The 20,435-nt window shown below is 54.6% G+C and carries 20 protein-coding genes; 14 read left to right on the top strand and 6 right to left on the bottom strand.

The window, feature by feature from the left end:
* Window positions 1-82: 82 nt before the first annotated feature.
* Together hrpB and C7820_RS12330 are read left to right on the top strand one after the other, a co-directional pair.
* Window positions 83-2,590, top strand: coding sequence for an ATP-dependent helicase HrpB (gene hrpB / locus C7820_RS12335; RefSeq protein WP_116231170.1), 2,508 nt, complete (start codon window positions 83-85; stop codon window positions 2,588-2,590).
* Between the two features lie 89 nt (window positions 2,591-2,679).
* Window positions 2,680-3,249, top strand: coding sequence for a general stress protein (locus tag C7820_RS12330; RefSeq protein ID WP_397334130.1), 570 nt, complete (start codon window positions 2,680-2,682; stop codon window positions 3,247-3,249).
* Window positions 3,250-3,292: 43 nt separating this feature from the next.
* On the opposite strand, the gene C7820_RS12325 is transcribed toward C7820_RS12330, so the two are convergent.
* Window positions 3,293-3,580, bottom strand: coding sequence for a hypothetical protein (locus C7820_RS12325; RefSeq protein WP_116231169.1), 288 nt, complete (start codon window positions 3,578-3,580; stop codon window positions 3,293-3,295).
* On the bottom strand, window positions 3,534-3,824 hold the full coding sequence (locus tag C7820_RS12320; protein ID WP_116231168.1) for a hypothetical protein: 291 nt from the start codon (window positions 3,822-3,824) through the stop codon (window positions 3,534-3,536). Before C7820_RS12320 ends, C7820_RS12325 begins: the two co-directional genes overlap by 47 nt.
* 341 nt (window positions 3,825-4,165) lie before the next feature.
* Here C7820_RS12320 and C7820_RS12315 point away from each other — a divergent pair, with 341 nt between their 5' ends.
* The 5 genes from C7820_RS12315 to C7820_RS12295 all read left to right on the top strand — a co-directional run bounded on the left by C7820_RS12315 (window position 4,166) and on the right by C7820_RS12295 (window position 8,761).
* Window positions 4,166-4,555 carry a DoxX family protein gene (locus C7820_RS12315; protein WP_116231756.1) on the top strand — a complete coding sequence of 130 codons (390 nt, stop codon included), beginning with the start codon at window positions 4,166-4,168 and terminating at the stop codon, window positions 4,553-4,555.
* Window positions 4,556-4,707: 152 nt separating this feature from the next.
* Window positions 4,708-5,484, top strand: a complete 777-nt coding sequence (locus C7820_RS12310) for a pirin family protein (protein ID WP_116231167.1) — start codon at window positions 4,708-4,710, stop codon at window positions 5,482-5,484.
* A 167-nt stretch (window positions 5,485-5,651) separates the two neighbouring features.
* On the top strand, window positions 5,652-6,815 hold the full coding sequence (locus C7820_RS12305) for an acyltransferase (protein ID WP_181909012.1): 1,164 nt from the start codon (window positions 5,652-5,654) through the stop codon (window positions 6,813-6,815).
* A gap of 551 nt (window positions 6,816-7,366) precedes the next feature.
* A complete protein-coding gene (locus C7820_RS12300; RefSeq protein WP_076169519.1) occupies window positions 7,367-7,729 on the top strand; it encodes a replication termination protein in 363 nt (120 codons plus the stop codon).
* Between the two features lie 27 nt (window positions 7,730-7,756).
* On the top strand, window positions 7,757-8,761 hold the full coding sequence (locus C7820_RS12295) for a Gfo/Idh/MocA family protein (protein ID WP_116231165.1): 1,005 nt from the start codon (window positions 7,757-7,759) through the stop codon (window positions 8,759-8,761).
* Between the two features lie 106 nt (window positions 8,762-8,867).
* Here the strand turns inward: C7820_RS12295 and C7820_RS12290 are convergent, their stop codons facing one another.
* Both C7820_RS12290 and C7820_RS12285 read right to left on the bottom strand, forming a co-directional pair.
* Complete coding sequence (locus tag C7820_RS12290; protein WP_116231164.1) at window positions 8,868-9,437, bottom strand: TraR/DksA C4-type zinc finger protein; 570 nt, start codon at window positions 9,435-9,437, stop codon at window positions 8,868-8,870.
* 105 nt (window positions 9,438-9,542) lie between these two features.
* The gene (locus C7820_RS12285; protein WP_116231163.1) at window positions 9,543-10,493 is read right to left on the bottom strand and encodes a cation diffusion facilitator family transporter; all 951 of its coding nucleotides are present in this window, start codon (window positions 10,491-10,493) and stop codon (window positions 9,543-9,545) included.
* A gap of 269 nt (window positions 10,494-10,762) precedes the next feature.
* Here C7820_RS12285 and C7820_RS12280 point away from each other — a divergent pair, with 269 nt between their 5' ends.
* The 7 genes from C7820_RS12280 (at window position 10,763) to C7820_RS12250 (ending at window position 18,146) form a co-directional block, all read left to right on the top strand.
* Window positions 10,763-11,140, top strand: coding sequence for a DivIVA domain-containing protein (locus C7820_RS12280; RefSeq protein ID WP_076167836.1), 378 nt, complete (start codon window positions 10,763-10,765; stop codon window positions 11,138-11,140).
* Window positions 11,141-11,270: 130 nt separating this feature from the next.
* On the top strand, window positions 11,271-11,831 hold the full coding sequence (locus tag C7820_RS12275; RefSeq protein ID WP_116231162.1) for a DEAD/DEAH box helicase family protein: 561 nt from the start codon (window positions 11,271-11,273) through the stop codon (window positions 11,829-11,831).
* 195 nt (window positions 11,832-12,026) lie between these two features.
* Window positions 12,027-12,428 carry an RDD family protein gene (locus tag C7820_RS12270; RefSeq protein WP_116231161.1) on the top strand — a complete coding sequence of 134 codons (402 nt, stop codon included), beginning with the start codon at window positions 12,027-12,029 and terminating at the stop codon, window positions 12,426-12,428.
* 273 nt (window positions 12,429-12,701) lie between these two features.
* Complete coding sequence (locus tag C7820_RS12265; protein WP_116231160.1) at window positions 12,702-15,881, top strand: bifunctional cytochrome P450/NADPH--P450 reductase; 3,180 nt, start codon at window positions 12,702-12,704, stop codon at window positions 15,879-15,881.
* Window positions 15,882-15,992: 111 nt separating this feature from the next.
* Window positions 15,993-16,811, top strand: coding sequence for a GNAT family N-acetyltransferase (locus C7820_RS34035; protein ID WP_309545751.1), 819 nt, complete (start codon window positions 15,993-15,995; stop codon window positions 16,809-16,811).
* Between the two features lie 60 nt (window positions 16,812-16,871).
* A complete protein-coding gene (locus C7820_RS12255; RefSeq protein WP_181909011.1) occupies window positions 16,872-17,339 on the top strand; it encodes a GNAT family N-acetyltransferase in 468 nt (155 codons plus the stop codon).
* A gap of 33 nt (window positions 17,340-17,372) precedes the next feature.
* Window positions 17,373-18,146: a class I SAM-dependent methyltransferase gene (locus C7820_RS12250; protein WP_116231159.1), complete on the top strand. Its 774-nt coding sequence runs from the start codon at window positions 17,373-17,375 to the stop codon at window positions 18,144-18,146.
* A 16-nt stretch (window positions 18,147-18,162) separates the two neighbouring features.
* On the opposite strand, the gene C7820_RS12245 is transcribed toward C7820_RS12250, so the two are convergent.
* Both C7820_RS12245 and C7820_RS12240 read right to left on the bottom strand, forming a co-directional pair.
* The gene (locus tag C7820_RS12245; protein ID WP_116231158.1) at window positions 18,163-19,248 is read right to left on the bottom strand and encodes a GerAB/ArcD/ProY family transporter; all 1,086 of its coding nucleotides are present in this window, start codon (window positions 19,246-19,248) and stop codon (window positions 18,163-18,165) included.
* 44 nt (window positions 19,249-19,292) lie between these two features.
* Window positions 19,293-20,429 carry a Ger(x)C family spore germination protein gene (locus C7820_RS12240; RefSeq protein WP_181909010.1) on the bottom strand — a complete coding sequence of 379 codons (1,137 nt, stop codon included), beginning with the start codon at window positions 20,427-20,429 and terminating at the stop codon, window positions 19,293-19,295.
* Between the last annotated feature and the right edge of the window lie 6 nt (window positions 20,430-20,435).

The following is a 20,435-nucleotide window of genomic DNA, read 5'->3' as shown; positions in this document are numbered from 1 at the left end:
TTTATAATAGAGAGATACAGCGTAGTCGGGTGATCGTCTGGGCCCGATCCTTACCTTACATAAAGAGAAAACGGGTGGAATTATGACAGAATTGGAGCTGCCGGTACTTCAGGTCATGCCGGAGCTGAAAGAAATATTGAACCGCCGCACGTCGGCGCTGCTTATTGCCGAGCCGGGGGCAGGCAAAACGACCCAAACCCCGCTCGCCTTCCTCGATGAAAGCTGGCTGGACGGCCAAAAAATCGTCATGCTGGAGCCGCGCAGGCTAGCCGCCCGGTCGGCTGCCGCTTATATGGCCTCGCAGTTGGGGGAGAAGGTCGGCCAAACCGTCGGCTACCGGGTCCGGATGGACAGCAAGACCAGCGCGTCCACACGGATCGAAGTCGTGACGGAAGGAATATTGACGCGTATGCTGCAGCGCGATCCGGAGCTTGGCGGCGTCGGCATGATCATCTTTGACGAGTTTCATGAGCGCAACATTCATGGCGACCTTGGGCTGGCGCTTGCGCTGGAATCCCAGTCGGTCCTGCGGGAGGACCTGCGCCTGCTGATCATGTCGGCCACGCTGGAAGCGGAACCGGTAGCCGCGCTGCTGGGCGGAGCGCCGGTCGTTCACTGCGCGGGCAGGCAGTATCCCGTCGAGACGGTCTATGCCCCGCCGGCGGCGGGAACCCCGCTTCATCAGGCCGTGGCTGCGGTCGTTACGAGGGCCTTGTCCGCCCATGACGGGGACATGCTCGTGTTCCTTCCCGGAGCGAGGGAGATCGGCCAGGTTCGCCGGGAACTCGAGCAGAGGGGGCTGCCCGCGGGCTGTGTGATCCGTCCGCTGCACGGCCAGCTCCCGCAGCAGGAGCAGGATGAAGCCGTAGCTCCGGACAGGCAGGGGCGCCGGAAGATCATCCTCAGCACCTCGATCGCGGAAACGAGTTTGACGATCCAAGGGGTCACGATCGTGGTCGACGCCGGGCTGATGCGGACGCAGATGTTTTCTCCGCGGACCGGCATGTCCGGACTCACGACGGTCAAGGTGTCCAAGGCGTCGGCGGATCAGCGCAGAGGCCGTGCCGGGCGGACGATGCGGGGGACCGCCTACCGGCTGTGGAGCCGGGAAGAGCAGGACTTTCTGCCGGAGCGGAGCACGCCGGAGATTCTGCAGACCGATCTGGCCTCGCTGGCGCTTGAGCTGGCAGTCTGGGGGGTGAAAGACCCGCTCAGCCTGCAGTGGCTGGACCCGCCGCCCGTAGCGGCGTACGGGCAGGCGGTAGAGCTGTTGAAGCGCCTGGGAGCCCTTGATAGCGGAGGCGGGATCACCGGACTGGGGAAAAAGATGTCCGCAGCCGGGATGCATCCCCGTCTGTCGCGGATGGTGCTGCTGGGTGCCGCGCAGGGACATGGGATGCTGGCGGCCGTATTGGCAGCCCTTTTGCAGGAACGGGACCTGTTCCAGGGACAAAGTATGGACCGGGACGTCGATATCCGGAAGCGGGCCGAAGCCGTAGCTGCGTGGATGCGCGGCGGCCGGGGTGCGCTGTCCGGCCTTGCGGACGAAGGGCGAATCCGCCGTATTGAGCAGGAAATCCGCGGTATCCGCGCTACAATGGATTTGGATGCCGATGCGGCGATCAACGAAGAATACGCAGGTCCGCTGCTCTCCTTGGCCTATCCCGACCGGATCGGACAGAACCGGGGTAACGGCAGGTTTCTGCTGACTTCGGGCAGGGGTGTAGAAATCGGGCAGGTTCAGCTGCTGAGCCGTGCGCCGTATATCGTGGCAGCCAGCGTGGATGACGCCAAAGGGGCGGAGGGCCGGGTGCTTCTGGCCGCACCACTTCCGGAGGAGGAGCTGTTCGCTCTTCATCAGGACGGCATCATCCGGGAAGGAGCGATCGCCTGGGACCGGCAAATCCAGGGGGTTAAAGCAAGGCAGGTGACGAGACTGGGAGCAGTCATCCTCCGTGAATCACCGGACCCCGCGCCGCCGTCTGATGCCATAGCGGAAGCACTGCTGGACGGCATTGCCGTCGAGGGTCTGGATATCCTGCCGTGGAACAAGTCGTCAACACAGCTTCGGCAGCGTCTGCAATTCATGCATCTGATGCATGCCGACTGGCCGGATTTTTCCGGAGAGACCCTCTCCGGAACCCTGCGGGAGTGGCTTCAGCCATACCTGCACGGGATGAAGAAAAAGAGCGATCTGCAGCGGCTGCATATGTCCACCGTCCTGGAACAGAGCCTGACGTGGGAGCAGCGGAAGCAGCTGGATGAGGAGGCGCCGACGCACATCACCGTACCGAGCGGTTCGCGAATCCCGGTGGACTACAGCGACCCGGCCAAGCCGGTGCTTGCCGTGAAGCTTCAGGAAATGTTCGGATGGCATGAAACGCCGCGCATCGGCAGAGGGAAGATGCCGCTAACCCTGCACCTGCTGTCCCCGGCTCAGCGGCCGGTGCAGGTGACTTCGGATCTGGCCAGCTTTTGGAAGCAGGGGTATTTTGATGTCAAAAAGGATCTCAAGGGCCGCTATCCCAAGCATTACTGGCCGGACGACCCGCTCGAGGCTGTTCCTACAAGGAGAACCAGGCCCCAATAATTTATTGGCCTCACATTCGGTTTATTGTTGTTTGCAAACCTCTGGGCAGGGGTAATAGAAGGCATAACAACAATGAATGGAGGGTGAATATGATGGATCATGGCAAAAAAATTGTTGGCGTTTTTGAAAGTGAGCAGGAAGCGTCCCGGGCGATCACCGAGCTGCAGGATTTCGGTTTCCCGCCTGAGGATATTTCCGTCGTAACGAAGGACCGGGAAGATTTACAGACGATTACGGAAGATACAGGTACAAAGGCGCCGGAAGGCGTGGCCGCCGGTGCAGCCACAGGCGGTATGCTCGGCGGCGTGGCCGGACTGCTGGCGGGGATCGGCGCACTGGCCATCCCTGGAATCGGGCCGATTCTTGCGGCAGGCCCGATTGCCGCGACGCTGGCCGGTGCTGCGGTAGGTGCCGGTGCCGGCGGACTTGTCGGCGGCTTGATCGGCCTGGGCATTCCGGAGGACGAGGCCAAAGAGTACGAAACTTATGTGGATAAGGGTAAAATTTTGGTCATCGTCGATGCCAGAGGACGCGACCGTGACATCTACGACGTGTTCAACCGAAACCGTTCGCTGAATGCCGAGCGCTATAACAGAGATCTCGGGCTGGTGACCGACGATACCGCTTCCTTGACCGATAACGATCACGTTCGCCCGTAATGGCATACAAAAGACGGCTCCTTCAAGGGGCCGTTTTTTACGTTTAGACCATTTTAACAGCCTTATAAGCCCATTTCAGGTCCTGCTCCCACTGCGCCGAAGCGTCCGGCAGAATCCAGGCTTTACGGACGCAGTACTCCTTAAGCCGCTGCAAAAATTCAATAGCTGTTCGCAGCTCGTTGGCTATAGTGTCCTGAACAAGCGGCGGATTTTCCAACAGACACTGGGCAAGTAGAGAGATCCGGACTTGTGTATCCTGCATCAAGTCGGCTGCAATATATTGGTCATTGAGCGCCTTTAGGCCGGTCAGGCTCTCCAGGACGGGATTCATGGCTGTCACCTGCTTGGAATGGGGATGAAGTCGCTTGGGATTGCCCATAAAAAACGTCGTGAAGCTGTTCGAGCAGCGATTTGCGCATTTGGGCGCTGATTTTCAGCAGATCGATGAGAGCGGGGTCGGAAACGAGCTGCACCAAGGTCTCGGACTTGATGATGCCCAGCGTCTCGTGCCTGATCAGTTTTTGCAAGGAGGCGTTCGGGGCGGGACTTCCGGCCATCTTACGGCTGCTGTCCATCATTGCACCCCCTGTCTTTTTTGGAATATTGTTGACTGGATCTCAAGAAGCTATGCATCGGATAGGTTGATTTTGTTTAGGCTCCTAAGGACGCGAAGAAACTTGTAAATCGGGTGTTGACAAAAAACGAATTATGAATTATCTTAAATTTAAGATATTTACCAAACAGAAACGAGGCTGATCTAATGCAGCGGTTATGCCGATATTAGCGGGTTGAATGAAGGAAGTTTGTTAGAAGTGACAGCGGAGGGCTGGCAGTTTGGATAAGGACGATGCTTTTTTTTTTTAACTATTATCTCAATATTAAGAAAATTAAATTTAAAAAATGGAGGATGTTAAAAATGGTTGCATGGGGATTGTTGATTATTCGTTTAGTGATTGGACTTACGTTTGCCGGGCATGGCGCGCAGAAGCTGTTCGGCTGGTTTGGCGGAGGCGGCTTAAAAGGGACAGCCGGGTGGCTCGCATCGATGAACTTGAAGCCGGCTTTTTTGCTGGCGCTGGTTACGGGGATCTTTGAATTTGCCGGTGGATTGCTGTTTGCTGCGGGAATCTGGACTCCGCTTGCGGCGATGATGATTGCTGTAACGATGATCGGCGCCATCGTTACCGTCCACGGCAAAAACGGATTTTGGGCGACCTCGAACGGGTTTGAGTATAATCTGATCCTGATCGCCGCGGTCGTCGGCGTGGCATTGACCGGTCCGGGTGCATACAGCCTGTTCCAGTAAGGACAGCAATCGTAAAATATATAAGTGTGATGGTCGGGTGTGTATACTCCATTGAATTGGAAGTATCGTTAGTAACGGATATGCAAGTCAATCATTTAGATGAATCGTGATGGATGTAAATTTAACACAAGGTATGAAAGGATGGGATGAGCATGCATATACGGCGCTATTTGCCCTCGATGCAGGGACGCGGAGCATTTGACGGAGGTAAGATCACAGAGCAGAAGCCAATCGGTTTCCCTGGGGAGGGATCGGTCATTAACCGGATCGGCCCGCTATTTTATTGGGCATGGGCCCACACTCCGGAGGAAGGACATATTCCGCTTCATCCCCATTTTGGATTTGAAATTATGACGTACGTCATCCAAGGAAAGGCTGAACACGGAGATTCCCTCGGTACCCGCAGCACGGTTGGTTCCGGCGGAGCCCAGCTCATCCGGGCGGGGTCCGGAGTAAGCCATGAAGAGCGTCTGATTGGTCCGGACATGGAGAGCTTTCAAATTTGGTTTGAGCCGGATCTGAAAGTATCGAACAAGCGGGAACCTTCTTACGAGCAATGGGAGCACGAACAGTTTCCGGTAACGGAAACCGCCGGCGGCACCGTCAAGCAGATCGTGGGTGGAGACGCCCCGCTTAAGCTCAGCGTGGATGCCGGAATGTGGGACGTTCAGCTGGAAGCCGGCGGCACCTACAGTCACCCCCTTCGTAAGGGCCGGGCGCTGACCGCGCTCGCGCTACGAGGCGGCGGCCGCTGGAGCGGTGAGCTTCCGGGCGTACATGACGAAACGTTTGATCCGCGCGACTTTATGCTGCTGAGCACAGATCATGACGAAGAAATCACGGTTCAGGCCCAGGAAGGCCCGCTTCGGATGCTGCTGATTGAAGTTCCGGAACGCGTGGATTACGCGCTGCTCCCTAAACGCTACTAACGATGCGGCCTCGGTACGTATTATCAGCCAGGCTGTAAGTTCCAAAGAACGCTTTGCCAATTCTTTCTGGCAGGCGTTCTTTTTTTCGTTTAGGATGGAAAAGGGTAAAGTAAAGAAAAATGAGCTGTGGTCAGGAAAGTGATCTTTTTAAGCACCAGGAGGAAGGTATGTCAAAGAAAGCGAGAATACAGGAAATAGAGCTGCTGCGAGGTTTGGCATTCTTGGCTGTGGCCATGCAGCATGCGATCGCCCATTACTCCATCGTCGGCGGGGTGGCAATGGAGGACGGGGTAATCATGACGCTGCTGCTGATGGCGGCTAAGTTTGCGGTGCCCGTTTTCATTTTCATCACCGGGATGGTGCTGTTCTACAATTATGACGGACCGCTGCGGTACGGCGTTTTTATGCGAAAAAGGTTTAGCGATGTACTGGTTCCCTACATCTTGTGGTCGGCTGTTTATTTTGGTATCAGTCAGCAATGGAACTTCGGGTCACCCGAACAATGGGGGAAATGGGCGATGATGCTGTTCACGGGTAAGAACAGTTACCATTTATGGTACGTGGTCATGATCATGCAGTTTTATTTGCTGTTCCAAGTCTTTCGGATGCTGATCCGCCGGATTATGCAGGCTGCTCCACATCGATTGTGGACGGCCCTGCTGGTGCTCAGCGGTTTGGCTTATCTGGTGCTGCTGTACTTCCGGCCGGATATCAGCGCTCTGCTGACACAAGCGGATATCCCTTTTCTGACGCCGTTTTTTACCGCCTACGCCGATCGTAATTTCGTCTACTTCATGTTTTATTTTATTCTTGGGGCGGCAGCGGGGATGTACCCCGAACGGTGGAGATGGGCGGTAGAGAAAGGCGGAGTTATTTATACGGCTGTCTTTTTGATCTTGTTCGGATATTTTACGTATAAGCTGGTGGCCAGCTTCCAAACGGCGGACGGGCTGAACATCAATTTTAATGCGGTTTCGCTGCTGCGTCCGTTGATCGCTGTGTTTCTGGTAAGCTCAGTTTTCGTTATTTACAGATACGCGCTCCAATGGACTCGTCAAGCAGGTCCGCGCGCGCAGAGGGCGATGTCCCTGCTCGGTAAATATTCGTACGGCACTTATCTGGCTCATGCCCTCATGCTGCGCTATACGTATTCCTTTGATGCCTGGTGGTTTGCAGGATGGAACGTGGCAGTGCGGATGCTGATGTCTTTCATCATTTGCGTGCTGCTGTCTTATATCCTCATCGTAGTTTTATCTTACCTGCCATTCGGCAAGTGGACGGCTGGGGTCTCTTCTTTGAGAAAAAAAACAAGCCCGCCAAAAGCAGCTTGATTCCAGTTAGCTGATCCAGCGATCCACCAACTCGAGTGGACCAAGCATCCCAACAGCCCGGCATCGCCAGCGATAAATCGCACCTTGCGAACCCATCGCTTAAACACCTTGTATCATTAAAAAGCTTTGAATTCTCAAAAAGCCTTGAGTTCTGCCTCGGCCGATCCAAGGCTTATTTTATTTGCCAACCGCAATATTATACAATTTCAACACATGAAAAATTCACAATAGAATAAACCAAATACGTACCACATCTTGCACCTTTGGAGCCATGCTCCATGCCCCGTGTACTTAACTCATCCAGGTCCACGGTAAAAAGGAAGGCCCCAAACCGACTTAGACCGTTCCAGACCGATCTACTCTGATCCAGAACTGACCGGGATAACGGTTCAATCCCGTTCCACGGTATTCTCAGTAAGCCCGTTCTATTAAATTTGCCGCAGGATTCTCCCAAAGTGAAACCTTCATGCTATGCGATTTGGAAAATAGTCGTTTATAATGGAGGTAAATTGGTTAATGAAGGAAATAGGGAAGAAAGCGAGGAAGCTGGCATGGCCTTTATGATTGCCCAGCGGGCATTTATTAAAGCCTACCTGATTACGATGGTGGAGCAGCACCGCGGATATGGTTATCAGATGCTGGAGGAGCTGAGACAGGAGTTTAAGAGCTACGGCTATTCTCCCCCGCAGAGCGAAATTTACCGTGCCCTGCACGAACTGGTGCAGGAGGGCATTTTCTACCGGACCAAGCAGCTGAAGGGCAGCGATCCGCGGGTGGATTTTCAGGAAATCGTATTGTACCACTTTACGGACGATGGAGCCGAGAAGGCCAAGCTGTATAAAAAACAGGTCAAAACCGATCTGGACCGCTGTCTTGGCATTCTGCACAAGGCGGTTAACGACAATTACCAATAAGACCCGGAAGGGAAGGAGGCGTAGGGGATGCAGGAAAAGCTGCGTTTTGGGGTTTTAAGCACGGCCAGTATAGCGAGAAGCGCTTTTATTCCCGGCGTCCAGAACGCCAGACGCGCCGAGATTGCGGCGGTGGCCAGCCGGGATTACGCCAAAGCCAAAGATACGGCGGAACAGTTTGATATACCGAAGGCGTATGGAACCTATGAAGAACTGCTGAAGGATCCCGACATTGATGCGGTCTATATTCCACTTCCCAACCATTTGCATAAAGAGTGGACGATCAAGGCGGCAAAAGCCGGCAAGCACGTGCTGTGCGAGAAGCCGTCTGCGCTCAGCCCCGAAGAAGCTTCCGAGATGGTCGAAGCGTGCAGGGAAGCGGGGGTGATCTTCTCCGAAGCATTTATGTACCGGTATCATCCGAAGCATCGCAGGGTCCGGGAAATCATCGAGGAAGGCGAGATCGGCCAGATCCGGGCCATTCACGGGTGCTTCACGTACAACCACATCGAAAATAAGGAGAACGTGCGGTACAAAAAAACGATGGGCGGCGGGGCCATCTATGATGTTGGCGGCTACCCGATTTCGGCGGCTCGCATGATTCTAGGCGAGGAGCCGCTGGCCGTGTCGGTTCAGGCGCTGTTTTCGGAGGAACACGATCATGTGGACGTCATGGCAACCGGCCTGGTGGAGTTTCCGAACGGCGTCGGGCTGACCTTTGACTGCGGCATGTGGGCCGCGCCCCGGTGCACGCTGGAGATTGTCGGGTCGCAAGGACGGATCGAGCTGCCGGTTGCCTTTGGCTGGGAGCAGAGCGAGGAGCCGGCCCAGATTATCGTCCATGTCGGGGATCAGCGGCGGGAGGAACGCTTCGGTGTGCTGAGCCATTTCATGCTGGAGGCCGACGCCTTTGCCGCAGCGGTATTGGACGGAACGCCGCTCCCTTATCCTCCTGAAGATGCGGTACGGAACATGAAGGTTGTAGAAGCGTGCCTGAAGTCAGCCGAGACGAAACAGAAGGTCTTCCTGCAGTAAGCGTTCATCTGCAAGCACTTAGGGAGGCGAGCCACAAGTTACACGACAATCAAAGCCCCGGGTTCTCTGGTGGAGATCCCCGGGGCTTCGGTTCGTGTGTCCGGCTTTACATGCCTTCATCATAATCGGCGACGTCACGCTTGGCTGCCATGGCCGGCGTGTTAGACGTGCCGTACTCTTCGACGGATTCCCATGCGTCCGCATCATCAAAACGGCCGTCATAGCGCTGCCGGTTTTCGCCTGCGCCGGATGGCGGCGGAGTGATCACCTCTTCTTCGACCGGCCGGTCGCTGCTGACGTCCCGATTCGGCGTATGCTCCACGCAATAAGCGGTGTACGGGATCGCCTGCAGGCGCTCGAACGGAATGTCCCGGCCGCATTCAACGCATTGGCCGTACTCCCCGCGGTCCATGCGCCCAAGGGCGCTGTCGACCTGGTCCAGTTCATTCTGAAGCGTGTCGTTGACGGCCAGGTCCCGGCCGCGTTCGAACACCTCCGTGCCGACATCGGCGGGGTGATTATCGTAAGAGGACAGCTCGCCTGTGGAATCGGCGAGCGAGTCGCCCAGCAGGGCATTGTCCTCACCATTCGCGTGAAAGTGGTGTTCCAGCTCCTTTTTGCGTTCCAGCAGTGCTGATTTGAGCTCCTGCTGCTGATCATGGGTTAAATGACTCATGGATAAGACTCCCTTCTGACAGTAGAATAAGGTATCTGTACTCTTTCCTTACCCTAAAGGCGCGGGGAGCAATCACGCCGTGTCCGTCAGCTCCAGCTGAACAGTCTAGACGGTATCCGTTCCGTCCAGGGCGCAGGGCAGGTCACCGATCTCGAGCTGTAAGGTGGTATGGCCGATGCCGAATTGCTCGCGCAGCTCGGCAGCTGCCTGCTGCAGAAGTTCATCGCCATTGCAGGGCTCCGTCACCACGAGATGTGCTGTGAGCGCCGTTTCCGTGGTGCTCATGCCCCAAATGTGCAGATCATGTATGCTTTTGACCCAGGGCAGGGAAGTCAAGTAGTTCCGGATGGCCGCAATGTCTGTGCCCGGAGGCACGCTGTCGAGAGCCATGTTAAGCGAATCCTTCAGCAGCCCCCAGGTGCTGATGCCGATAACAAGCACAATCAGCAGACTGACGACCGGGTCGACCCACAGCCAGCCCGTTGCTGAAATGACGATCCCTGCGATAACTACGCCGAGCGATACGCCGGCGTCCGCAGCCATATGCAGAAACGCCCCCCGGACGTTCAGATCGCCCCGGCGTCCGGAAACGAACAGCAGCGCCGTCAAGGCGTTGATGAGGATGCCGACAGCCGCCACCCAGATGACGTCCACGCCGTCGACCGGCTGCGGGTGGATGAGGCGGCTGATCGCGCCCCAAGCGATGAGGGCGATCGCCGCGAGCAGGAACAGGGCATTGAACAGGGCGGCGAGGATCGAGGAACGGCGGTAACCGTACGTGCGAAGCTCCGTCGCTTTCTTTCGGACGAGGAGGCTGGCGACCCAGGCCAGCACGAGAGCGAGGACGTCGCTTAAATTATGTCCGGCATCGGCTACGAGCGAAAGGGAATGGCTGATCAGGCCGTAAGCCGCCTCCAAAATGACGAAAGCCGTGTTGAGCACGATACCGATCAGAAAGGCGCGGTTATAATCTGCCGGCCCGTGTGCATGCGAATGTGAGTGTGAATTTTCGTGAGTGGTTGAGTGGGAATGATGGTGATGATGACCGTGTGCCATAAGCGGCTCCTCCTTTTGAATACAAAGCAAATTGCATCCATGTCTTAATTGATATTAACATATGAGCATCTATTCATATAATAACATATTTCACGCCCGTGTCAATTTGTGCCATCCTTTAGGATGGCCATTTTTCTTTGGAACATTCTCCAAAAAAGCGGGGAACGGTTTTCATCCTTAGCAAGGATGTGATATAAAAAATATAGGGTGTGGGAGTAATACAGGACATCCTCCCTTTGCGGGGCTAGAGATTTGGAGGTATTCGTCAAATGGATGAACATATGCAGCGCCGATTGGATAAACAGAAGAAGCTGTTCAAGCAGCTGGGCATTCATCTGGATGCACTTTCCATCCATGAAAAGGTGTTCAGCAACAAGCTTCGGGGTTACGATCCGGAAGAGGTGGATGCCTACCTGGATGAAGTCATAAGCGATTACGAGCGGTTTTATGCGATCATTTCCGATCTGATGGATAAATGGCAGGAGCAGCAAATTACGCTGCGCGACTTGAAGGCAGGCTCACGGCCGGAACCGGACCGTTTTGCCATCGATCCGAAGGTGATAGAGGATATCGTATTGAAAATGGAGTACAACCTTAGACAGCTCAAAAGCAAAATCAGGCCGGATCCTGACTTTTTCGTTGATTAATCCATTACATACAGACATACTGCGAGCCCTTCCGAATATCATGGACAGAAATCCTGGTTCGGAGGGCTTTTTATGTTTTCGCCCCTATTGAATTCATCCAACCACGCGAAATGTAAAGGAGAGGGACCGTATGAAATTCATCCTTATTTTTGGCCCGCAGGCCGTAGGCAAAATGACCGTAGGACAGGAACTCGAAAAAATAACGGAGCTGAAGCTTTTTCACAACCATATGACGATTGAGCTGGTATCGCCGTTTTTCAGCTACGGTTCGGAAGCCGGGAAACGGCTGGTTGGATTGTTCCGGAGGGAAATCTTCGAAGAGGTTGCCAAGAGCGATCTCCCCGGCTTGATTTTCACGTTTGTATGGGCGCTGGACATGAAGGCGGATTGGGATTATGTGGAGGAGGTCTGCGGGATATTCGAATCCAGGGGCGCGGAAGTTTTTCTCGTGGAGCTGGAGGCTGATCTAGACGAGCGGCTCTCCCGCAATCTTAGCCCAAACCGGCTGCAGCATAAGCCAACGAAACGGAACACGGAGTGGTCTGAAAATGAGCTGAAGACATCAATGGAAAAATACCGGCTAAATTCATATGATGGCGAGATCAAGCGGGAGAACTATTTGAGAATCAACAATACGGATTTGAGCGCAGAAGAAGTGGCGCGCCAGATTAAGCATGAATTCGGGCTATAGTTTTTCACTACGGCTGCAAGCTGCCGCAATCCAGTAACTTTTTCTTCTCCGTGACGTTCTTTAAATATAAGCAGCATGTTGCTGGAAGGGCGCATGGAAGAAACAATGGTCATGCCGTCGCATAAGTAAAGAATGTACCGCCAAAGCGCCAGAGTACTATGAATAAAACTTGGGGTACGAGAAGGAGGAGGCGGAATGAATCGGAATGCGGGTTTTTGGATCAGGCTTGGGGCATCGCTGGTGGATGGGCTACTCGTTGGCTTGCCGATCATGATTGTGGTGTGGATGATTACGGGAAAATGGGGAAACGAGGAGTGGATTTCCGATACGATCAGCGGTTTGTATTCACTGCTCGTGCCTGTATTCTGGAATGGTTATACAGTGGGCAAAAGGATATGCAACATCCGGATCCGCAAGGTGAGCGATCACCAGCCCCCCGGAATCGGGACCATGCTGCTGCGGAACGTCGTCGCCGGCCTCGTGTATGGTCTAAGCTTAGGCATTTGCGCGATCATCAGTGCTTTTATGGTCGGGCTGCGTGAAGACAAACGGTCGATTCATGACTTTATTGCCGGGACGGAAGTCGTATATGACTGAACATGTCCTGGCTGAAAAGTAACAGGAAGCACGCCGCTTTGCCGGTGAATTCCGGACCTCTGGCTGATGTGCGGGACAATCATATCATGATAGGGTAAAAGGTAGGATAGGACAGCGTTGTCAGGCGTAAGCAGCCGCAGCCGTCAAATCCTCCTTTTTTCTTATAAAATGACCGAATTACTATTTTGGTCAGTTGGTATTTTTCAGAGCGGTTACCAGTCTGCTGCGCGGTCTGGATTAAAGAGAAAAAACAGGATGATGGAGGGAATAACCATGACGCAAACCATTCAGGTGCCACAACCTAAAACCTACGGACCTCTAGGCAATCTGCCTTTGCTGGATTCCGCCGCACCGGTGCAATCGTTGGTGAAGGTCGCCGCGGAGCTCGGGCCGATCTTTCAGTTCCAATATCCCGGCGGCCGCAGGGAACTGTATGTGTCCGGCCATGAATATGTGAAGGACGCCTGCGACGAAAAGCGTTTTGACAAAAGGATCTGGGCTCCGCTGCAGAACGTGCGCGCATTTGCCGGTGACGGCCTCTTTACGAGCGCAACCCAGGAACCCAATTGGAAAAAAGCCCATAACATTCTGCTGTCCAGCTTCAGCCAGCGGGCCATGCAGGGTTATCATACGAAAATGCTGGATATCGCCATGCAGTTGATTCAAAAATGGGGAAGGCTGAATCCGGACGAAACGGTGGACGTTCCTGCCGATATGACCCGGCTGACGCTCGACACGATCGGTCTGTGCGGGTTTAGTTACCGCTTTAACAGCTTTTACCGGGAAAACAATCACCCTTTTATCGATGCGATGGTACGGGCGCTAGACGAAGGGATGAACCAGCTTCACCGGCTGGGCATCCAGGATATGTTTATGATCCGGAAGAAGCGGCAGTTTCAAGAGGATATCCAGACGATGTTTTCACTCGTCGATGAACTGATCCGGGAGCGCAAGGCGCATGGCGGGGATGAGGATGACCTGCTTGCACATATGCTGGACGGCGTCGATGCAAATACGGGAGAGCGGCTGGATCATGAAAATATCCGCTATCAGATGATCACGTTCCTGATCGCGGGGCATGAAACGACCAGCGGTTTGCTCTCCTTTGCGATCTATTTTCTGATGAAAAACCCCGATAAGCTGCGCAAGGCCGTGGAAGAAGTGGACCGGGTTTTGAAAGATCCCGTACCGACGTATCAACAGGTAAGGGATCTAAAATATGTCCGGATGGTTCTTAGCGAGTCTCTGCGGTTATGGCCGACAGCACCGGCTTTCTCGCTGTACGCTAAAGAAGATACGATGATTGGAGGAACCTATCCGATCCAACAGGGCAACAGCGTGACGGTGCTCATTCCGGGACTTCACCGGGACGTGCGCGTCTGGGGTGATGACGTGGAGGTATTCAAACCCGAGCGGTTCGAGGATCCTAGCAAGGTTCCGCATGATGCGTATAAGCCGTTCGGCAACGGCCAGCGGGCGTGCATCGGCCAGCAGTTCGCCTTGCAGGAAGCCACGCTGGTGCTGGGGTTGGTGCTGAAGTATTTTGATCTGGCGGACGCCGGCCACTACGAACTCAAGGTAAAAGAGACGCTTACGCTAAAACCGGAAGGATTCCGGATCCGTGTCCGCAGCCGAAAAGGCGCATTGATCCCGGTGGGTTACGGCAGCGCCGAGACCGTGGAAGCCGCTGTCAGCGAATCCGCAAAGCCGGCTTCCCTGGCTGCAAATAAACATCATACGCCGCTGCTTGTCCTGTACGGCTCCAATTTGGGCACCGCGGAAGGCATCGCCAGGGAGGTGGCTGACCGCGCGAGGTACCAGGGATTCGACAGCCAGGTCGGTCCCCTGGACGACTATGCGGGCGCGCTTCCGAAGGAGGGGGCGGTGATTATCGTAACGGCGTCCTATAACGGCCAGCCCCCTTCCAACGCAAAGGCGTTTATGGAATGGCTGGAAACCGCCGATCCTTCCGACATCCGGGACGTCCGCTACGCCGTATTCGGCTGCGGGGATCACAATTGGGCCAGCACGTACCAGCGGATCCCGCGTCTGATTGATGAGCTGCTGGCCGCCAAAGGAGGAATGCGGCTCCTTCCGCGCGGGGAGAGCGATGCCAGCGGCGATTTTGAACGGGAAGTGGACGACTGGACGGAGCGCTTATGGCCGGATTTGATGCCGGCGCTGGGACTCCCGGTCTCGGACGTCCGCGACACCAAGCGGAGCACGCTGTCGCTGCGCTTTGTCCAGGGCGTGGCTGCCGTGCCGCTTGCGGAGACCTACCACGCCGTATCCGGGCGGATCGTGCGCAGCTGCAATCTTCAGCACGCAGACAGCGGAAGGGTCACGCAGCACATCGAAATTGCGCTGCCGGAGGGTACGGCTTATCGCGAAGGGGATCATCTGGGCGTGCTCCCGGTGAATCCTGAGCCATTGGTGCGGCGGGTGCTCCGCCGATTCCGGCTGGACGGCTCGGCGCACCTGATTCTGACGGCAGACGGAAAACACAGCGCTCACCTGAAGACAGGAGTGCCGATCCGGCTGGACGAACTGCTGGCACGCAGCGTCGAGCTGCAGGAACCGGCCACCCGTGCCCAAATTCGGGAGCTGGCATCGTACACGGTATGTCCGCCGCATGCTAAGGAACTGGAGGCCATGCTTGAGGAAGACGCGTTCCAATCCAACATTCGGGCGAAGCGGGTTACGATGCTTGACCTGCTTGAGCAGTACGAAGCCTGCGAGCTGCCGTTTGCGCGTTTTCTGGAGCTGCTGCCGGCGCTCAAGCCGAGATATTACTCCATCTCCAGCTCGCCCAAAGTCAGCCCAGGCACAGCCAGCATTACAGTCGGTGTCGTTCGGGGTGAGGCATGGAGCGGTAAAGGAGAGTACTGCGGTATCGCCTCCAATTACCTGGCCGTACAGGAACCTTATACCGAAGTGCTGATGTTCGTCCGATCCCCTGAATCCGGCTTTGTGCTGCCGGAAGATCCCGCCACACCGATGATCATGGTAGGGCCGGGCACAGGCGTGGCTCCGTTCAGAGGCTTTATCCAGGCGAGACGGGTCCTGCAAGCGGAAGGAAAGGCGCTGGGCGAAGCTCATCTGTACTTTGGCTGCAGACATCCGGAGCATGATTACTTATACCGCGAGGAGTTTGAGCAGGCGGAAAAGGACGGCGTGGTGACGCTTCATACGGCTTTCTCCAGAGTGGAGGGCAAGGATAAATGCTATGTCCAGCATCTGATGAAACAGGACGGCGAGCTGCTGCTGAAGCTGCTCGAGGCCGGGGCTAAGCTGTACATTTGCGGCGACGGCTCCCGGATGGCACCCCAGGTAGAAGAGACGCTGATGGGCTCCTATCGGGACAAACACGGGGCGAGCCCTGAAGAAGCAGCCGGGTGGCTTGCCGGGCTCGAATCGGCAGGAAACTATGTGAAGGACGTATGGGCAGGTTGAACTCCCGGCGGTTGGATTTCGGAGCAGGCCTCATTTTGCTGATTGCTTCCTTTCCGTCCGCAAATATATGATGAAAGCGAGGGTAAGGACGATCAGGGAGGGGCAAACCAGGTGAATTATGAAATCAGAATCGCGAGCACGGATGAAATAGAGCTCGTTCATCAGACGATGATGCTGGCTTTTGAAGAATATCGGGGCCGGCTTCATCCGCCCTCAGGCGCTTTGTCGGAAAATACCGAAACGATCCTGAGCAAAATCAGCGAACATGGGGGCGGAGCCCTTCTGGTTTGGTCCGGTGACAAGCCTGTAGGATCGGCGCAGTATTTCTTACGAGATTCCTTTTTGTACGTCGGAAGGCTATCTGTCATTCCCGAGGTCCGCGGTCAGGGATTGGGCAAGGCCATCATGAAGCATTTCGAGAATCTCGCTGCACAGCTTCGTTATTCCGAGATCCGGCTGGGAGTCAGGTTGTCGCTTCCAGAAAACCTCCGGTTCTACCGGAAGCTGGGCTATGAAATCGCTGAGGAGCATGAATATCCCGAACGAACGGATGGTTGGTACATCATGAGCAAACAAGTGCGGAGTGAACACGGTATGATCAGCAAAGACAACGCGGAGCATTACGTATGGGGGAACGGTTGTGACGGATGGCGGCTGGTTGATGAAGAGACGGTCAGCATCATTCACGAGAGGATGCCGCCGGAGACAAGTGAGCAAAGGCATTATCACGCCAGAGCGGGGCAGTTTTTCTTCGTGTTGTTTGGCACACTCGATATTGAAATCGAAGGTACGGTGCATACGTTATCTGCCCATCAGGGAATGAGGGTGCAGCCGGGAGCGGTGCACCAGGTCATGAACCGATCGGCGGAGCCGGTCGAATTTATGGTCTACTCCCAGCCTAATTCGCGGGGGGATCGGACGCTTGCTTAGGATTACGACTAGAACGGTCATATTACGGACAAGTAATACACGATGAGGAGGAAGCATACGATGTCCCAAAGAAGCATTACGATCCGGGAGGCGGGACTCGAGGATCTGCACGAGCTTGCCGCCATTTTTGACTTATACCGGATATTTTATGGTCAGGAGACGGACGTTGAAGGGGCGGCCGCCTTCTTGTTCGAACGAATGGAGCACCGGGAATCGGTCATTCTGATCGCCGAGGACGTGGAGCAGGGCCGGATCGCTGGGTTTACCCAGCTGTATCCGGTGTTTTCCTCCATCTCCATGAAACGGTCCTATATTTTGAACGATTTGTACGTACGGGAGCAATACCGCAAGCAGGGAATCGCCGGTCTGCTGCTTGAAGCGGCCAAGCGGTACGCCAAGCTGGCCAGGGCGAAGGGGCTGTCCTTGTCCACGGCGGTAACGAATGTACGTGCCCAGCAGCTGTACGAACAAAGCGGATACGTTCGGGACGAACAGTTTATCCATTATGATTTAACAACGCTGGATTAGGATGAATCACGGGACAATAAGGAGGGATCATGAATGGGTCCGTCTACGCAGCATTTCTATGACGGTATGTCTGAATCATACCATTTGATTTACGAAGATTGGAAACGTACGGTGTCCAGTCAGGGACAATTTTGGGACCGGTGGATCCGCTCCCGACTGAATCGTCCGGGAAGCAGCAAGATTCGGCTGCTGGATGCCTCATGCGGCATCGGAACCCAAAGCTTGGGGTTAGCACGGCACGGATTTGATGTGACGGCAACCGACCTTAGTCCGGACTCCGTAGCGCGAGCGAAAAGGGAAGCGAAGGCTATGGGACTGTCGCTCCAATTCGGAACAGCGGACTTCAGGACGCTCGATCAGGATGTCGCCGGTAATTTTGACGTCGTCTTCTCCGCCGACAATGCGGTGCCGCATTTGCTTACGGACGAAGACCTGCTGAACGCCTGCCGGCAATTTTACAATAAATGCGTGCCAGGCGGCATGGTCATCCTCACGATCCGCGACTATGACAGCCTGATCCGTGAGCGGCCCCGTGCCACCCAGCCCAGAATTTTGGATCATGGCAAGAGAATCGTGTTCCAGGTGTGGGATTGGTCGGAAGACGGATCGACATATACCACCCGGCAGTTTATACTGCAGGATCAGTTAGAGTCTTGGAAGACGGATAGCTATGCAGCCGTGTACCGGGCAGTTCAGCGAAGCGAGCTGAGCAGCTTTTTGCAGCAGGCTGGATTCCAGCATGTGGAGTGGGTCATGCCCGAGGAGTCCGGGTTTTACCAGCCGATCGTGACGGCATCCAAGTCCTAGATGGAGCGAGCAGATTTCATTGTTTCGCGATTTTACGCTTCATGACTGTTATCATCCACAGAAAGAGCGGAATGGCGATCGCGCAGACCGGAATGATAATCCGCTCCCACAGCTTCTGGATCATGATAATGGCGGCTTCATTCGGAATCAGCAGAGCGATGATGAGGATGGCCGGTGCACAAATCCATATGAGTTTTTTCCAATTTTTCACTTGAAGCCACTGGGCCATCTCATAGCTCGTGATAAACAAGTAAAGGGAGATCTTGGCGAAGACGCCAAAAATCCAAATGAAAATCACGAGCACATCGACATTTTGAATAAAGTTCAGGATGTTTATGGTACGTACCAGCATAAAGTAAGAGAACCTCAGCTCCATTCCAACGTAGGGGCCGAACACGAGCAGCACCATGACCGTGGCCAACGTGACCATGATGGCGGTGAACGCGATGCTCGACAGCGCTTTGACAATTATTTTTTTGTTGCTGGATATAAACGCGAGAAGGACCAGCAGCATAAACGATTCCCCGAAAAAAGAAGCGGGCGACAGCGACGCCTTGAACACCTCTTGCCAGCTTGAGTCACCGACGATCGGCAGGATGTGAAGGAGCTTCGTGTTCGTGACGTTCAGCAAAAAAGTGAGGACCAGCGCAATGAACGTCACGGGTCCGGCCAGTTCGCAAAATCGGCCGATGCCGGTAATCCCGCTGATGCCGGTCAGATAAACGGCCAAAGCCAGTATCATGACCATGAGAATCCAGATAGGAGTCTGGTCAAGGATCGTCAGATGGATAAAATCCGTGAAGGAGCGGAGCACATCCCCGGATAACAGGAGCCAGGCCACGAAATAGGGAAGGATCACGATTCTTCCGATCCAGCCGCCAAGCAGCTTACGGCTGAACTGCGTTAGGGTTTCTCCGGGATGGAGCAGGCTGACATGCATGACCAGATACGTGGTGGCAAGCCCGATCGCACCCGCAATGATCATGGACATCCACGCGTCCTGCTTGGCTATTTCAATGGCAGGCGACACTCTTAACCAGACGGCCATAACGACTTCCACCGTGCTTAAGGTCCAAAAGATTTGCGATCCGGTCAACTTCATAGTTTCTCCTCCTTTCCGATGGGATTCCCCTGATTACTGATGATCTACATCGAGGAATTGGTTTGACCCGGATCCCTGTACCGGAGATGAACCGATACAGTGATCGGCAGTTCGGGGAACGTTTCGTGCCAATGAGGCTTGAGCGTTTTCCATATCTCCGGGTGCTGCCTGTGGACTTGTTCCCCGATTCCAAATATGTCGATTTTATATTGGTGCTGCGCCTTTTCGACCAGTTTGCGAACCTTCTCCTCCGCTTCTTGGCTCAGCTTGGTTTGAATTGTTTTTAGATCATCGTCCTTGGAAGGATCAAGTGACGAATTGTTTTCGACAATGCTGCCGGTGCCGTGCAGCGATATGTTAATCTGCGGCTGGTGCTTAACTATTTTGATCTGTGTGCGGTGCTTTAGGGATTGAACGGCTAAACTGATCGTCTCATTCTCCTTTCCGATGAGAGTGGTGAACGTAAAGTTTTTTTGCTTACCCATCATCCAGTTATTGTACATCGATTCCTCGGGATCCAGGTAACCGACGAGTTTAATTCCATGGTCTTTGTCCAGGATGGCAGAGCCGGCATATATATAGCCTCGGGAAGGATCGGCTGTGATGGCAGGCACAATCGGCTGGGTTCCTTCGCTGAAGGCATCGCATAATAACATCCGGTAGTAGTAGGGCTTCATACCAAGAGCATATTGCTGGCTGCCAAGTGTCGTACTAATGAACGGATCAAATGTAGGCTCGGCTTTGATCACTTCTTTTGCCGTTCCATCCTTGACCACAAGGATGACGGAACGCAATTCCGATTTCGGGTTGCGAAAGATCATGTCGAGATACTTACCCAGCCCTTCTTCAGCCATACGATGACCGATCAGGATTGTTTGACGGTGAGCATAAAACAAGGAGCGCGACAGCTCAGCCTGCAGATGCTGCCCGGCATCCATAAAATCTTTTCCTTTTGCACTCGCGACCGTAAATGTGTTTTTCTTGCCCGCACCCGTCACCTGGCTGCTGCCCAAACCCGCGGGTACGGCGATTTCGGAACTGATCTCCAACTCCTTGTCCTCGGTCATGTCCATTCCGACGCCGATAATAAAAGCACGTTGATTGGGCTCTTTCAGGTTCCAGCAGCCGGTCAACGAAGCTGACAGAAACAGTAAGCAGAAAAAAAGCAAAATTTTTTTCATTGTACC

Origin of the sequence: Paenibacillus sp. VMFN-D1 (genome assembly GCF_003386155.1) — a bacterium.
In the GTDB taxonomy this organism is placed as follows: domain Bacteria; phylum Bacillota; class Bacilli; order Paenibacillales; family Paenibacillaceae; genus Paenibacillus_AQ; species Paenibacillus_AQ favisporus.
Note: the sequence above shows the minus strand (reverse complement) of the source record. Positions and strands in the feature narration are given on the sequence as shown.